This is a genomic window from Mesorhizobium sp. M0207 (assembly GCF_040321995.1).
GTDB lineage: Bacteria > Pseudomonadota > Alphaproteobacteria > Rhizobiales > Rhizobiaceae > Mesorhizobium.
In genome coordinates this window covers 32,634-46,817 of record NZ_JAMYSQ010000038.1, presented here as the reverse complement: position 1 = coordinate 46,817, position 14,184 = coordinate 32,634, and the positions used below count along the sequence as shown (strand labels likewise).

The 14,184-nt window shown below is 61.7% G+C and carries 12 protein-coding genes and 4 pseudogenes; 9 read left to right on the top strand and 7 right to left on the bottom strand.

Annotated elements, in window-relative coordinates; genetic code table 11:
- Positions 1-158: 158 nt before the first annotated feature.
- Positions 159-790, bottom strand: a pseudogene (locus NKJ15_RS30720) (tyrosine-type recombinase/integrase).
- Positions 791-1,097: 307 nt separating this feature from the next.
- On the opposite strand from NKJ15_RS30720, the gene NKJ15_RS30715 reads away from it, so the two are divergent.
- From NKJ15_RS30715 to NKJ15_RS30700, 4 genes are all read left to right on the top strand, one after another.
- The gene (locus NKJ15_RS30715; protein ID WP_352819469.1) at positions 1,098-2,177 is read left to right on the top strand and encodes an alpha/beta hydrolase family protein; all 1,080 of its coding nucleotides are present in this window, start codon (positions 1,098-1,100) and stop codon (positions 2,175-2,177) included.
- 390 nt (positions 2,178-2,567) lie between these two features.
- Positions 2,568-3,005 carry a curlin gene (locus tag NKJ15_RS30710; RefSeq protein WP_352474420.1) on the top strand — a complete coding sequence of 146 codons (438 nt, stop codon included), beginning with the start codon at positions 2,568-2,570 and terminating at the stop codon, positions 3,003-3,005.
- 69 nt (positions 3,006-3,074) lie between these two features.
- Positions 3,075-3,476, top strand: a complete 402-nt coding sequence (gene csgH / locus NKJ15_RS30705; RefSeq protein WP_352819467.1) for a curli-like amyloid fiber formation chaperone CsgH — start codon at positions 3,075-3,077, stop codon at positions 3,474-3,476.
- A gap of 167 nt (positions 3,477-3,643) precedes the next feature.
- Positions 3,644-4,057 (top strand): curlin, encoded by a 414-nt coding sequence (locus NKJ15_RS30700; protein ID WP_352453910.1) that lies wholly within the window; start codon positions 3,644-3,646, stop codon positions 4,055-4,057.
- A 412-nt stretch (positions 4,058-4,469) separates the two neighbouring features.
- Here the strand turns inward: NKJ15_RS30700 and NKJ15_RS30695 are convergent.
- Positions 4,470-5,616, bottom strand: a pseudogene (locus tag NKJ15_RS30695) (MFS transporter).
- Between the two features lie 272 nt (positions 5,617-5,888).
- On the opposite strand from NKJ15_RS30695, the pseudogene NKJ15_RS30690 reads away from it, so the two are divergent.
- Positions 5,889-6,137 (top strand): annotated as a pseudogene (locus tag NKJ15_RS30690) (glutathione S-transferase family protein); the annotation flags it as partial.
- Between the two features lie 55 nt (positions 6,138-6,192).
- Here NKJ15_RS30690 and NKJ15_RS30685 read toward each other — a convergent pair.
- Positions 6,193-7,863, bottom strand: coding sequence for an FAD-dependent oxidoreductase (locus NKJ15_RS30685; protein ID WP_352771161.1), 1,671 nt, complete (start codon positions 7,861-7,863; stop codon positions 6,193-6,195).
- A 348-nt stretch (positions 7,864-8,211) separates the two neighbouring features.
- Here NKJ15_RS30685 and NKJ15_RS30675 point away from each other — a divergent pair, with 348 nt between their 5' ends.
- The 3 genes from NKJ15_RS30675 to NKJ15_RS30665 are packed head-to-tail and all read left to right on the top strand — an operon-like array spanning position 8,212 to position 10,390.
- Positions 8,212-9,567, top strand: a complete 1,356-nt coding sequence (locus tag NKJ15_RS30675; protein ID WP_352819464.1) for a selenium-binding family protein — start codon at positions 8,212-8,214, stop codon at positions 9,565-9,567.
- Entirely contained in the window at positions 9,564-9,935 is a 372-nt protein-coding gene (locus tag NKJ15_RS30670) for a 2Fe-2S iron-sulfur cluster-binding protein (protein WP_352474288.1), read from the top strand. Before NKJ15_RS30675 ends, NKJ15_RS30670 begins: the two co-directional genes overlap by 4 nt.
- 5 nt (positions 9,936-9,940) lie before the next feature.
- Positions 9,941-10,390, top strand: coding sequence for a CoA-binding protein (locus NKJ15_RS30665; RefSeq protein WP_352771286.1), 450 nt, complete (start codon positions 9,941-9,943; stop codon positions 10,388-10,390).
- 76 nt (positions 10,391-10,466) lie between these two features.
- On the opposite strand, the gene NKJ15_RS30660 is transcribed toward NKJ15_RS30665, so the two are convergent.
- From NKJ15_RS30660 to NKJ15_RS30645, 4 genes are all read right to left on the bottom strand, one after another.
- Entirely contained in the window at positions 10,467-11,690 is a 1,224-nt protein-coding gene (locus NKJ15_RS30660) for an NAD(P)-binding domain-containing protein (protein WP_352503449.1), read from the bottom strand.
- A gap of 62 nt (positions 11,691-11,752) precedes the next feature.
- The gene (locus tag NKJ15_RS30655; RefSeq protein WP_023679231.1) at positions 11,753-12,310 is read right to left on the bottom strand and encodes an OsmC family protein; all 558 of its coding nucleotides are present in this window, start codon (positions 12,308-12,310) and stop codon (positions 11,753-11,755) included.
- A gap of 316 nt (positions 12,311-12,626) precedes the next feature.
- Positions 12,627-13,139, bottom strand: coding sequence for an OmpA family protein (locus NKJ15_RS30650; protein WP_352819462.1), 513 nt, complete (start codon positions 13,137-13,139; stop codon positions 12,627-12,629).
- 10 nt (positions 13,140-13,149) lie between these two features.
- Positions 13,150-13,809: a L,D-transpeptidase gene (locus NKJ15_RS30645; RefSeq protein ID WP_352819460.1), complete on the bottom strand. Its 660-nt coding sequence runs from the start codon at positions 13,807-13,809 to the stop codon at positions 13,150-13,152.
- 42 nt (positions 13,810-13,851) lie between these two features.
- Between NKJ15_RS30645 and NKJ15_RS30640 the strand changes: the two are divergent.
- Positions 13,852-14,175, top strand: a pseudogene (locus tag NKJ15_RS30640) (NAD-binding protein); the annotation flags it as partial.
- Positions 14,176-14,184 lie beyond the last annotated feature (9 nt).

Sequence of the window (14,184 nt, the reverse complement as noted above, 5' to 3'; positions counted from 1 at the left end):
GGGAACTCCATGGTCAGATCGACCCCTCTACCCGCTCAAGTCAAAATGGCAGTCGCGCCATCTCAGAACGAGGCGCCCCTCCCGCGAAGCGGGTTCGTGCATTGGGCGCAAAGCCGCTGGACCCAGCACCCGCGCGACCCACGCGAGGTCGTCCATTTTCAGATTTCAGTTCCCTCGGCCAGCGTCAATGCATCCTCGACGTCGACGCCGAGATACCGGACGGTGTTCTCAATCTTGGTGTGGCCGAGCAGAATTTGAATTGCTCGGAGATTCCCGGTGGCCTTATAGATAATGGAGGCCTTGGTACGACGAAGCGAGTGGGTGCCATAATCCTCACGGCGAAGGCCAACCGCCGAAACCCATTCATCGACCAGGCGCGCATACTGCCTGGTGCTCAAATGGCCAGCATGATCGACCCGACTGGGAAAGGCAAAATCGTCGACCGCTCCACCTCTACGTTCGAGCCATGCAAGTAGGCTTGCTCGGGCGTCTGCCATCAGTTCGAATTGAACTGGCCTCCCAGTCTTTTGCTGCACAACCATGGCCCGAGTCCGAATCTCAGCGCCACTCACTAGCGCGCCAATCTTGAGCTTCACCAAGTCGCAACCACGCAACTTGCTATCGATCGCAAGGTCGAACAGCGCTCGGTCCCGTGATCGACCTTCGCGGTCGAGAAAGAACCGGATTTCCCAGATTTGACGAACCTTCAGAGGTCGTTTGACGCCTACTCTCTTGCCTGCATTCCAAGCGGGACGGCCTTGTCGGCGAGGTCATACTGCGAATGTCCCATATCGTTTCTCCTCAGACCACTATTGGCCAGAGCACAAACGTTCGGGAGGGGCCGGGAGCGGTCCGGCCGGTTCTGGTATGAACGCGTGAGAATGCAGATATTCAATCCGGTGGGTCCGAGTCTCGAACTGACCCGTTCCGCACGTTCCTAAAGCTGCAACTCCTCTCAGTCCACTCAAGCGAAGACTCAGGGCAGCAAAACGATCGAACGTACCATATAGATGGACCGTGGGCAGCACTCGGGCTTGACGTCTTGCCGTCATGGTTGAACGGTAGCGGCAGCCTGGCACCGCGCAGGAAGGCACGTTATGATCAAGGCTGTCTTGGGTTTTCTTCTGCTGCCTTGGCTTGTCATCTTGCCCCTGATCGCAGTGACACCCGCGATCGCAACCGATTTCAGCCAGCCCGGTCCTTTCGCGATCGGTATTCAGAAGTTCACGATACCTGACGTGACTGGTGAGCACCCGCTGGAAACATGGGTCTGGTATCCCGCTGCTGGTCCTGCGCCAGCTCCCGCCGGCGCAATCCTGAAGACGACGCCGGACGCACCGCCGGCAACGACCGGTCCCTATCCGCTGCTTGTGCTGATCCCCGGATCCTCGATGCCGGGCATAGCCTACACCCGCTGGGGCCAGTTTCTCGCGACCTACGGGTTCGTTGTCTTCGCTTCGAGCTATGATACCGGATTCGACGTTCGCCGATTGCTCTATTATCGTTCTGCCAACGTGCTTCGTGTGGTCGGCTACGCCGATACACTGACAGCCCCGGGTGGCAAACTCGCTGGACTCATAGATACCTCCCACATCGGCGTCTGGGGGCATTCATCGGGCGGAGCGACTGCGCTCCAGGCGGGAGGCGCTCGGGTCGACTTTAAAGCCCTGGATAGCTGGTGCGCTGCAAATGAGGCCCAGAAGTATGGCGACTCATGCCAATTTGTAGGTTTCGAGCCAACGATTGCCAAACTCTACGGCGCTGCAGACCCGTTTGCGGAGCCGATGCCACCCATTCGGGATAGCCGCGTGGCGGCGCTCGTTCTCGCAGCTCCGGGCGGCGAGCTGCAGGTATTCGGCGCCACTGGCATTGCGGCTGTCAAAGTGCCGACGCTCATACTGGTCACTTCTGACGACGAGATGGTGAAGCCGGAATTCAATGCCCTATGGGCGCATGATAGCATCGGAAGTCGAGATAAGGCGTTGGCCGTATTCGACAAGGGTGGGCACATGATGTTCGCATACGGTTCCGGTTCCAGCCCGCAGTTCGATCAAGCCAAGACGCTGACCGCGGCATTCTTCCTCAGTATTCTAAAAGGTGATCCCATGGGGCAGGCGGCGCTGCGACCCGGCGAGGTGTCGTTTCCGGGCCTCCACTATAAAACGACCTTCCACTGAGCCGACCGGACTCGTTGCTGGACAGGTGGAGGCGCTCGTGTGGCCAACGGCAACACGTGGTCCGCTTGTGGCGCAACCGCGATCACCAATGCGGTGGCCGGTAATGTCCTCTTTAAGGCAGTTGACGACCGACATGAGACGCATTGCCGTCCGGCAGCCTGTGGGCCGGAAGCGGCCAATCGCTAAGTATAGAAATGACCCAACACCGGCCGCCCTTGGCGAGTGTGCTCCACCCATTGCCCTAGCGAATAGCGGCCTGACCGCCGCAGCCAGGACCCGCACAAGCCCTCCTGAACCCCAGCTGAACGCCGCCTTCAGCCTTAGTTCGAACGGCATCTCCTAAAAAGAAGCCGTTCAACCGCGGTCCCGTCCGCCAAAGGAGACGCTCTCATGATCCGCAATTCTTTCATCGCAACCGCGCTTGCCGCTCTTGTCGGTATCACTGCCGCCGCTCCGGCCATGGCCAATGACGTGCGCATCGAGCAATATGGCTGGTCGAACTCGGCCGGCGGCGCCCAGAACGGCTTCAAAAACCGTATCCGGGTGTATCAGAACGGCCGCTTCAACAAGGTGATCGGCCAGCAGCGCGGCCGCCACAACCTTTCGGCTATCGGCCAGGACGGGGCCGGCAACTACGGCGCCACCTACCAGAACGGCAACCGCAACGTGGCCGGCATCGGCCAGTTCGGCTCCAACCACACCACCATTCTGACCCAGGACGGCAACGGCAACATTGCTGCCGGCGTGCAGGTGGGCCACGGCTGCGATGCCAATGTCAGCCAGGGCGGCAGCGGCAATGTCGCAGCTTTCGTCCAGGCCTGCCCATAAACACGGCAACGGCCAGACGGCCGCGGAAAGATTCCGCGGCCGCCGCTAGCCAAGCCAAGGAGACGAACCATGCCCCGCATCGTCAAGCATTCCCGCCGCGTCATGGCGGCACTCGCCCTGATCCTGGTCCCGGCCGGCGCGCTGGCGACCATGGCCACCGCCGACCAGTCCGTTGGGCCGGTGCGCTGCGAGATCCGCGCCACGCCGGAAGGGGGCATGGTCTTGCTTGAGGCGCTTGCCTATGCCGACAGAAACGTGAGTGGCACCTATTCCTTCCATGTCGAAAGCACCGGTCGCACCGGCGGCACCAGCATCGAGCAGGGCGGCGCCTTCAGCGCCGCGCCCGGCAAGCCAGCTACGCTCGGCGCTGTCACGCTCGACGCAAAGGCCGGCGTTTACGACGCCAAGCTCGAAGTTGCGGTCGATGGCAAGAGCATCGGCTGCGCCGCGCGGGTCGGCGGCGCGACCTGATCGCACCGGCCAGTTCACGAAAAGGGCGTCGGCGTTCGGCGCCTTTTCTATGTGTGCCGAGCCGGGAAAAATGACTGAACGACAGCTGAACGACGGGTTCCGGGATGGTTCAGCCGCAATTCGGGAAGGTTGGCCATAGGCTGAGGCAGCCAGAAATGAAGACCAAGATGACCCGCAATATGTTCATAACCCTTACTGCCGCTCTCGTTGCCGGCAGCATCGGCCAGGTGGCGCTGTCCGCACCGGCCTACGCAGGAGGCTGGGTGTCGGTGACATTTGCTCCTGCCAACGCTCGCGACGCCGGCGCCCTGGCGACCGGCCTGCGCGTCTATTCGAAGTATCGCGGCCTGCACGGCGCCAGAATCCGTCAGTCCGGACACGGTAATGCTGCTGGCCTCGGCCGGAACGGCCGCGGCAATCTGGGCATCATCCATCAGGAGGGCAACGGCCATTCCGCCATCCTCAGGCAGAACGGCAACGACAACGCCTACGGTATTTTCCAGTTCGGAAGGAACACCGAGGCGAATGTCGTGCAGAACGGCGACGGTGGTGGCGGCGCCATCTTCAGCTACGGCTGGTAACGGCCGATAATCGGGGCGCGAGCGGGACTCGATCCCCTTGCGCGCGACCCAATCATTCGGGCCGAACATCTCGGCAGAGCCGAAGATGACCCCGCGGCTTCCTCCTTGGGAGGTTTTTCAACGCGGGCCGATGTCGACCCAGCCGCACCCCTCGCGCTGCGGCCCACATCGAAAAACCTTCACCGATGCGGACCTTCTGCAGCGGCTTTTCCACGCATAGCAGACGTTCGACGGAACGGGTGATCCTGCCCCGGCAAACACCGATGATATCAGATAAAGTGCGGCAGACAATGTCACGAGGAAGCGAGGCGACATTTCACGCTCCGCGACAGCCGGAAGTGATCGACAACTTTCCAACGTTTTCCTTCGCGATTGACCCATCCTGGTCAAACACCCCAAACCGGCGGCTGCATCACCGTTCCTCCGGCGGCTTGAGGTGCCGAAACTGCATCAGCAGCAGCAGCAGATCGTAAGCGATCTTCAGTGCACCGCAGATGATCAGGGGCCAAGCCCGGAACGAGGCAGCGAACAGAGCGCCCGCCAGGGCGGGACTGGCTGCGGCAGCCAAACTGCGCGGTACCGATGTGAAGCTTGCGGCGGCTGCCCGCTCCGCCTCGGTGACGACCGCCATGACGTAAGATGAGCGCGTCGGGACGTCCATCTGCGAAAGCGCGGCACGGATCAGCAGCAGGGCGGAGCGCCAGAGGGAGCGTCGGCGCAAGCGCCGCCAGCATCAGGGCGATGCTGGACGGAATGTGTGTGAACACCATCGTGTTGATGAGTCCGATGTGCCGCGACAGCCAGGCGGCAACGGGGAATGAGAACGCCGAAAGCACCCCGGACCAGAAGAAGAAAAAGCCCGCTTCCGAAAGCGACAGGTCGAATTTTTCGAAAAGCCACAGGGCAAGCAGCGACTGGACGAGGAAGCCGCCGGCAAAGGCATCAAGGCTAAAAAGGGCCGCAAGCCTGAAAACGATATTCCGCGAGGGGCCAAGCGCGGACGTGCTGCCGGAGTCCGACGTTGGACGGCGCCGCGGGATCTGCGCGTAAAGGAGACCGCCGAGCAGGCCCAGCAACGCATAGAGCACGAACATCGCCTTGATGCCGGTGAGTTGGTCGAGGCCGGCTGGAGCCAGAAGATCAGGGGTTGCCGAAGCGAGCGCGCCAACCGCGGCTGCGAGCGCACCCACAAGGCTGTAGCGCGCGAACATCTTGGTCCGCGCGGCGTCGGTGACTTCGCGTGTGAGGACGGCATGCTCTAAGGGCACGAACACGCTGACGCTGCCGGCCGACGGGTTGATGGTGCCTGCGAAGGCGATCACCAAAAGCAGCGCGTAGTCGTGGACCACAGCAAAGGCCACACCCGTGGCCACCATCAGACTGGCGGCGGCAAGCAGGAGTTGGCGGTGATCGTGTCGGGCACCAAGGAGTCCGACGGCGATGGTCAAGAGCGCTGAACCGAGCAGCGATCCGGTTGCAATGATGCCGACCTGCAGAGGCGCGAAGCCTAATGCGAGGAGATAGACCGGCAACAGAACGGCCACGAAGCCGTCGCCCATGTCGCGCAAGGCTCGGGCCGCAAAAAGAAAAGTCGCCGGGCGGATCTGCTGCACTGGTCTAGCCTGCCCCCATCACCTGCGTTGGCGTCAACGGCTTTGGCAGCGTCGCTCGACAGGGCCGGAAGATCATGACGGAGTCGCGTTAGACATTCCAGCGAGGCGAAGGCCATGAAGTTCGGGACGTGGGTCAGAATTCCCCGTGGTCTTGCTTTGGTAATGTCCAGGAAGGGGCGCATTGCCGCCCGCCAGCCTTGGGGCCGCTGACGACCCGCGACGAGACCTGGCATAAGCAGCGCCTGCCCATGGTCGAGGATCGCATCCGTGGCCGGCTCGGCGAACTTTCCGATCGCCTGGGCAATGCCGACTGGCTCGATGGTGCGTTCAGGGCCGGTGACCTTCTGATGGTGGCGGTGCTGCGCAGGTTGAACGGATCGGGTATACTGGACGAATATCCGAACCTCTCCGCTTATGTAGCCCGCGGCGACGTGCGGCCAGCCGTCAAGCGTGCTTTCGATGCTTAATTGGCGGTTTTCACGCCGCATCGACCGGCTGATGACATTCTGGTTACTTGACCCTCTAGCTTTGGTTGCGGTCTACTTTCTCTTCATTGGCCAGATACTGGTGGACGAAGGCGATGGCCATGCTGCCCTCGCCGACCGCCGAGGCAACGCGTTTGACCGGGCTCAGGCGTACGTCGCCGCAGGCGAAGATGCCGGGCGCGCTGGTCTCGAGCAGGTAGGGGTCGCGGCCATGCGACCAGAGCCCGGCCTTCTTCACGTCGTCGCCGGTCAGCACATAACCGCGTGCATCGCGCGCTACGTCGGCCGGCAGCCACTCGGTCTCGGCGTTGGCGCCGATGAACACGAACAGCCCGCCGCATTGGTGCCGGCTCACCTCGTTGCCGGTCTTGTCGAGAATGTCGATCGCCGTCAGGTGCGTCTCGCCGTGCACGGCCTGGACTTCGGAGTGAAGCTGGACCTTTACGTTGCATTTCGCCCTGAGCTGCTCGATCAGATAGTGAGACATGCTGTCGGCAAGCGAGGGGCCGCGCACCAGCAGCGTCACGCTGCGCGCATGGCCGGAAAAATGCATCGCCGCCTGGCCGGCCGAATTGCCGGCGCCGATCAGGTAGACATCCTGCCCATGCGTGCTGCTCGCCTCGCTGCGCGCGGCGCCATAATAAACGCCTTTGCCGATCAACCGGTCGAACCCGTCGATGGCAAGACGGCGCCAGGCGACGCCGGTTGCCAGGATGAGGCTGCGGGCGCGCACGACATCGGTGCCGTCGAGCACCACCTCGTGCGTCGTCGGGTCGATGCCGGCGACCGAACGGGTGACCAGGATTTCGGCGCCGAGCCGCTTTGCCTGCTGCAGCGCGCGGCTGGCAAGCTCGTCGCCGGAAATGCCGCTTGGAAAGCCGAGATAGTTCTCGATGCGCGAGGATGTTCCCGCCTGCCCGCCGGGCGCCTCGCGTTCGACGACGATGGTGCGCAGCCCCTCGGAGGCGCCATAGACCGCAGCCGCAAGACCGGCCGGTCCGCCGCCGATGATCGCGACGTCGTACTCGGCGCCGCGCGGGCGCGTCTGCAGCCCGAGGCGGATGGCAAGATCGCGCACGGCGGGTGCTTCGATAATCTCCCCGTCAGCCAGCCGGGCAACGGGACCATCGAGAGCCGGCCTGCTGAGGGCAGACCAGAAAGCCTCGGCATCCGACGTGTCGGGCAACAGCCAGGTGAACGAAATCTGGTTGCGGGCCAGAAACCGGCGCAGTTCGCCGCACGCCGTGTCCCAGCGATGGCCGACCAATGTGACGCGCGGCCTCTGCGGCTCGGCAGTGACGCTTTGCAGCCCGCCCATCCGCTCGCGGGCAAGCGCGCTGACCTTTTGGGCCACGTCCTTTGACACCGCGGCGATGGAATAATACTGCTGAACGTCGATGCGCATGACGCGGGAAGATTCGGCGGCGCGATAGCCACCGGGAAAACCCGAGCCAAGCGCAATCGGCACCTCGCCGAAGATCGTTCCCGGCAGACGCCAACCCAGCGTTCGCTCGATGCCGTCGAAGGTCTTTACGACTTCGATCTTGCCGGCGAGAACCGCAAACAGCGCGGCCTCTCCACCCTCGTGAATCGCGAACTCTCCGGGGCTGAGGTGAAGATCGGCCGCTGCCCGCGCCAGCCGCTCCAGCTCTGCCGCCGGCAAACCCGAAAACAACGGGATTGCTCCCACTTCATCACTTGTCAGCATTGCCCCTCGCGGGAGCCAGTTAGCGTTGTTTTTTTGCCGTGATCAATAAAAAAGCGAGGCGGAGCCGCGTTTTGGGAGAGAGCGCAACTTCCCCGTTGTTGTACCGTTGTTGTGGGGGAGATCGGCAGCCTCGACGCCATGTCACGCATGCTCGTAGCTCGCTCAATCCGGACGGCAGGTGGATGATCGTCGAGCCGTTCGCGCACGATCATCTGGCTGTCAACCCCGTCGGGCGCGCCTATTATGCCGCCTCCGCCTCCCCGGCCATAGCGCCAATGCCAAGCATGCACTAATATTCCAGCTTGCCCCTTTGGGGCTGGCGAGTGATCTGTTCAAAGGGAAGTACCCATGACCAATCATTGCTGTGGACCGGGCTATGCTTCTCCAGCCGAGGCGATGACGGCACCTCGCGAAAAGCTGCTCTATACGATTGCCATCTACACCGGCACGGGCATTCAGAAGCCGGACTATCTGTGCACGATTGATGTCGACCCGGAGAGTTCGACCTACAGCCAGGTGATTTCGCGTTTGCAAATGCCGGGTATTGGCGATGAGCTTCATCACTCGGGCTGGAATGCCTGTTCGTCGTGCCATGGCGATGCGAGCATGGAGCGGAAATATCTGATCGTGCCGGGTGTGCGCTCGTCAAATCTGCATATTGTCGATTGCGGTACCGATCCGCGCAGCCCGACACTGTTCAAGGTAATAGACGGCGCTGAAATCAAAGCCAGGACTAACCTGTCGGCGCCACACACGGTGCATTGCCTGGGCTCGGACATCATCGTTTCCATGCTTGGTGACGCCCAGGGCAATGCCCCCGGCGGCTATTTGCAACTCAGCAAGGAGTTCGAGATTGTCGGCCGCTGGGAAAATTCCATGGGCAGGATCAAGTTTGGTTATGATTTCTGGTACCAGCCGCGACACAACGTAATGGTCAGCTCGGAATGGGCCGCGCCCAATACCTTCATGCCTGGCTTTGACCTGGAAGAGGTTGGTCATCTGAAATATGGCCGAGAGATCCATTTCTGGGATTTTGAAAAGAAGGAGCCAAAGCAAACATTCTATCTCGGTGAAGATGGCTTGATCCCACTGGAAGTGCGATTCCATCATGACCCCGACAGCAGTCACGGCTTTGTTGGCGCGGCCCTTTCTGCAAATATCATCCATTGGTGGAAGAACGCGGCGGGTGACTGGCAATGGGAAAAAATTGTCGATGTCGGCAATGAGCCGCATCCCGCATGGCCGATACCAATACCGGGCGTGATCTCGGTTATTCTGCTCAGCATGGACGATAGATACCTCTATCTGTGCAACTGGTTGCATGGCGACATTCGTCAGTACGACATCTCGGACCCTCACAACGCCAAGCTTACCGGACAAGTGTGGATGGGCGGACTTCTCGGCCGTGCGCCTGAGGTCAATGGCGTGAAAGTGACTGGCGGGCCTCAGATGATACAGCTCAGCCTCGACGGCAAGCGCCTTTATGTGACGACCTCACTCTTCTCGACGTGGGATAATCAGTTCTATCCGGAAATCCGCACCAATGGCGGATGCATGCTGATGGTCAATTGCAATACGGAAAACGGCGGCATGGAAATCGATCCGCTATTCGTTGTTGATTTTGGTAAGGAACCAAATGGACCAAGCCGCTGCCACGAAACCCGTTATCCCGGGGGTGATTGCACGAGTGACATCTGGGTATGACCTGCTTCACCATCATTCTCGCCAATCAAGGCGGTGCGGCCTTTGACGTCGATCACCGCAAGCCCCTCTTGCAAAGCTTGCGCGAGCAGGGCGTGGATCTGCCGTATGGGTGCAAGTATGGCGGCTGCATAACCTGTGCGGCCAAAATAATCAGCGGCAAAGTCGATCAAAAAGCGCAGCGGGCGCTGAACAACCGCCAGATCAACAATGGCTATATAATCCTCTGCGTCGCCCGCCCTTTGAGCGACTGCACGCTGGAGGTCGGCGTTGAGAGCCACGACAAGCTCTATCGCAACCCCTTCCTTGACCCGCTGGCCGCTCATGAATTGAAAGCCGATATTGCGACCCCGTTGGAAGCAAAGAAATGACCCATATGAATCATGATGAGCCCTATTCGGAGGCTTATCTGCAAGACATTCTGAAATCGGTCAAAACCATCGCGATGGTTGGGGCCAGCCCCGATAAAACTAAATTTTCCTATGGGGTACTCAGGGTGCTGCACGAAATCGGCTACGACATGATCCCGGTCAACCCCAGTCCCGGTCTGGATGAGATTCGAGGGCTTAAGGTGTACGCGTCACTAGCGGCCATCGACCGGCCTGTGGATATGGTTGAGGTTTTTCGCCGCTCCGAAGATCTGTTGGAAGTTGCACAGGAGGCCATCGCAATCAACGCCAAGGTTCTGTGGGGTCAGATTGGGGTGCGCGATGACGCTGCCGCCCAGTTGGCGGAGAAAGCGGGCTTGAAAGTGGTGATGAACCGCTGTCCAAAGATTGAGTTGTTCCGCCCCTTCTGGAAGCCAAAGCTGCATTTGGGAATATGACTGCAGGGGCGCAGAATTCGGGGTTGTCGCGGCAACCAACCTGTTCCCTCTGGAGTCTCAGACGTTGATTCTGCTATCAGATTGAATTTTGCCCGAGGTACGATGCCAGATGATCGCTGAGATCACGCGCGTCGTCGCCAGCGCCGTCGATTAGAGCAGACTTGCGGCGGCGCAGAAACTGCGTCCCCATCAGGTACAGGCCCGGATGTTCCGCTACACCGCCGTCGTGACGGACGTGGCCCTTGCGGTCGAGGACCGGCAGTTCCAGCCAGGAGTAGTCCGGCCGGTAGCCGGTGGCCCAGATGATCGTCCTGATAGCGCCTCCGGCAAGATCGAGGCCGAGCGGCGGGTTGTCCTCGACACGGGTCGGCGGCGGGCGATCCGGCGGCCCGACCGTAGCGTCCAGGCCGTTGGCGCGCGCCCATTCGTCGATGAGGTCGAGCAGCCGGGCCATCTTGAGATCGGAAAGCGCGCACATGTTGCGCAACGACCCCGCAAACTGGGCCTTGCCGTCTTCGGTGATGCCGGCAAGACGACCGATGAGCCGGACGCCGAGGTCGTCGAGCGCATTGAGGTCGAGGGTGATGCGGTCGGGCGTGCCGGCAAGCTGTAGCGAAGGAACCCGTCGCGCCCGCCTGATGTCGTCCACCTCGTCGTAACGCTCGTCGAGCACGCCGGCGGCGTCCATCCACCATTCCAGGTCCTTGCCGCGATATACGCGGGGCGCCCGGATGTGCTCGCCCACCGACAGGGTCACTTGACGCCCCGAACGCTGCAGCTCCTGTGCGATCTGGGTGCCGCTCGACGACGCGCCCACCACCATCACGCCACCGTCGGCGACCTGACCCGGATTGCGGTAGGACTGTGCCGTCAGCATGGCGACCGACGGCGGCACGCGGCTGGCGACGTCGGGCAGGCGCGCGATGTTGCACGCGCCCGACGCCAGCACGACGGTCCGACACCGCCACTCGCCGCGGTCCGTGCGCACAAGATATCCCGCCCCGTCGCTGCGAACCGAGGTGACGGTCGTGTGGGTTCTGACCGGAGCCGAGATCGCCTTGGCATAGTTCCCGAGGAAGTCGATCACCTCAGGCATCGTCCGGTAGCCGTCGGGATCGTCGCCGTCATAGCGAAAGCCCGGCAGCCGGCTCTGCCAGTTCGGGGTGAGCAGCCGCAGTGAATCCCATCGCTCGGTGCGCCAGGTATGGGCGATCTCGCCGCGCTCCAGCAGCACATGGTCGATAGAGCGCTCCGCGAGGCAGCGGCTCATCGCGAGCCCCGCGTGCCCCGCGCCGACGATCGCTGTGGTGACGGAACTAATCGCACCCTCTCATCAGGAGAGTCTACGGTTCGAAGCGCCTTTCAATTCACCACGACCGTGACGTTCGTCGGATTGGTGACAATGTCATAGACCGCCGACCGCTTCTGCGACTGAGCGACGATAGCCTCGATGTCCTCGCGCTTTGCGTCGGCGTCGATGTTGTATTTCACCGTGATGCCGCTGAAGCCGTTGCGCACGTCGCTGTCGATGCCGAGAATTCCGGCGAGATCCATGTCGCCTTCGATGGTCGCCTTCACCGACTTCAACTGGATGTTCCGGTTCTGGGCAACCGCGGCGATGCCGGCGGTCAGGCAACTCGCCAGTCCGACCAGCACGTATTCGACGGGCGTGGCGCCCTTGTCCTGGGAAGCGAAGACCTCCGGATGGTCTGCGTCGAATGTGAAGGTGGTCTTGCGATGCTGATCCTCGCCGAGACCGTAGAAGCTCTCGACCGACGAGTGGCTGTGGGTGCCATCCTTCCATTCGCAGGCCGCGCGCCACTTGAACTGCGCTGCCTCCGGGGCGTTGGTGAGCGCTTCGCGTGCGCCGAGCAGCGCCTCTACGTTAACACCGTTGTTTGCCTGTACTTCGGAAGCCATAATTATTATCCTCCCTACCTTGCACTGGCTCAAAAACCCGACCGATCTCACTGACCTCAGATTTCACCATGGCGCGGCATGCTATGGGTCGCGAAGCGTTTCTTCAAGTTGTTTCCGCAGCGGAATGTTCGCCCTCGTGTGCCGAGTTGTGCCTTTGCAGGCTCTGGCGCGATCACGACCTTCAGCGCGGTCAATTGCAGTGTCTGCTTCCGGGGGAGGCAAAGTTCGCCTCTATGGCCGACATTGCGGCGCAAAGCAGCCATACCGCCGTCGCGTGCGAGACTCTGCTTCGGGTCACAAGCAGAACAGCAGCCCCCTACGGCTCGTCCCTCTCATCGCGCAAATTAGACACAACGCGGCGGTTCTGCGACCTGCAGGCGGTGTCGGGGCACTCGCGAACGAGCCTGTCCTTGCCGTAGCCCTTGGCCCACATGCGGTTGCGGTCTATGCCGCCGGCGGCGAGGTAGTCCATCACCGCATCGGCGCGCTGCTGCGACAGCGCCATTTCACTTGCGCCGGGGTCGTCGGCGAAACCCTGCAGCTTGAGCAGCCAGCGCGGATGCTTTGCTAGCCAGGCGATCTGGGTGTCGAGGGTGGCCTTGGCGACAGAATCGAGCGCGGCCGAACCTTGCGTGAAATAGGTGCGGCGGCCGACATTGAGGATAAAATCCTCCTCGCTGCCCGGCTGCACGTTCTGGAAGCCGGCAACCTCGGTGTTGGTGACGTCGGGTGTGGGAGGGGCCAGCGTGTTGCTGGTCGAGCAGGATGCGGCCAGCACGAGCAGGCCGGCGGCGAGCAGCCGGCGCGTGTTTTCAATGATGCGGTTCATGAGGCGCCAATCATTCGACAGTGGTGGAAGCGGGTGCCTGGTCGGCGATGTGCGGCAGGACCTGCACCGCGGTGCCGATCGGGCAGCGCTGGTAGAGGTCGATGATGTCTTCCGGGAACATGCGGATGCAGCCGCTGGAAGCGTCAGTGCCGATGCTCCATGGCTCCAGCGTGCCATGCAGGCGGTAGCCAGTGTCGGCGCCGTCGCGGTGCAGATAGAGCGCGCGCGGCCCGAGCGGATTGTTGGACGCGCCGCCTGCGATCATGTCCGGTAGCTCCGGCCTGCGCTTGCGCATTTCGGGAGGCGGGACCCAGTCCGGCCACAGCGCGCGGCGGTCGATCGTCGCGCGGCCGTACCATTTGAAGCCGTCCTTGCCGACGCCGACGCCGTAGCGGATGGCGGTCTTGTTTTCCATGATGACGTAGAGGAAATGGTGGCGGGTATCGACCACGACGGTGCCGACCGGCTCGCTACTGAAATACTTGACGATCTGGCGGTGCCATCTCTTGTCGATCTTGGCGAAGTTGGTCTTGCGATACACAAAATTGTTGTCGCTGGCGGTACCGGCGAAAAAGGATTTTGCCGCCGCGGCTTGAGCAATATTGCTGGTTGCACCCACCGCGACCAGCGCCAGGCCGCCGAGCACGACACCCCTGCGTGATAAAACCATCGGCAATATTCCCCCTCATGCCAAAAGCCTGGCGGACCATAATTGAGAATTACTTCGCCTCAAAGTGGAAAATGCTGCGTTGCTTCAGTCCGCCGTGTCCGGACATTCGTCATTGCCGGGTTCGGGCGGGTAGACCGGGTGATCGGCAGATTGCTCGACGAGCGTGGATACAGGTGGGTTGCAGTCGACCTCGACGCCAAAAATGTAGAGCGGTCCCGGAAAGAACGTCTACCGGTCTTTTTCGGCAACGCTTCGCAGGAGGAGATGGTGGCCGCCGCGAAAATTGACTGTGCAAAGGCCCTGGTGATCACTCTGGACGACCCCGAGGCAGCCAAATCGGTTCTTGCGGCGCTGAGACGCAAACTGCCCGACCTC

What these genes read in the sequence shown, in the direction of transcription:
- NKJ15_RS30650 (WP_352819462.1), bottom strand. Translation starts at nt 13,139, where the DNA reads ATGAACCGCATCATTGAAAACACGCGCCGGCTGCTCGCCGCCGGCCTG.
- csgH (WP_352819467.1), top strand. Translation starts at nt 3,075, where the DNA reads ATGCCCCGCATCGTCAAGCATTCCCGCCGCGTCATGGCGGCACTCGCC.
- NKJ15_RS30685 (WP_352771161.1), bottom strand. Translation starts at nt 7,863, where the DNA reads ATGCTGACAAGTGATGAAGTGGGAGCAATCCCGTTGTTTTCGGGTTTG.
- NKJ15_RS30715 (WP_352819469.1), top strand. Translation starts at nt 1,098, where the DNA reads ATGATCAAGGCTGTCTTGGGTTTTCTTCTGCTGCCTTGGCTTGTCATC.
- NKJ15_RS30665 (WP_352771286.1), top strand. Translation starts at nt 9,941, where the DNA reads ATGAATCATGATGAGCCCTATTCGGAGGCTTATCTGCAAGACATTCTG.
- NKJ15_RS30710 (WP_352474420.1), top strand. Translation starts at nt 2,568, where the DNA reads ATGATCCGCAATTCTTTCATCGCAACCGCGCTTGCCGCTCTTGTCGGT.
- NKJ15_RS30645 (WP_352819460.1), bottom strand. Translation starts at nt 13,809, where the DNA reads ATGGTTTTATCACGCAGGGGTGTCGTGCTCGGCGGCCTGGCGCTGGTC.
- NKJ15_RS30675 (WP_352819464.1), top strand. Translation starts at nt 8,212, where the DNA reads ATGACCAATCATTGCTGTGGACCGGGCTATGCTTCTCCAGCCGAGGCG.
- NKJ15_RS30655 (WP_023679231.1), bottom strand. Translation starts at nt 12,310, where the DNA reads ATGGCTTCCGAAGTACAGGCAAACAACGGTGTTAACGTAGAGGCGCTG.
- NKJ15_RS30670 (WP_352474288.1), top strand. Translation starts at nt 9,564, where the DNA reads ATGACCTGCTTCACCATCATTCTCGCCAATCAAGGCGGTGCGGCCTTT.
- NKJ15_RS30700 (WP_352453910.1), top strand. Translation starts at nt 3,644, where the DNA reads ATGACCCGCAATATGTTCATAACCCTTACTGCCGCTCTCGTTGCCGGC.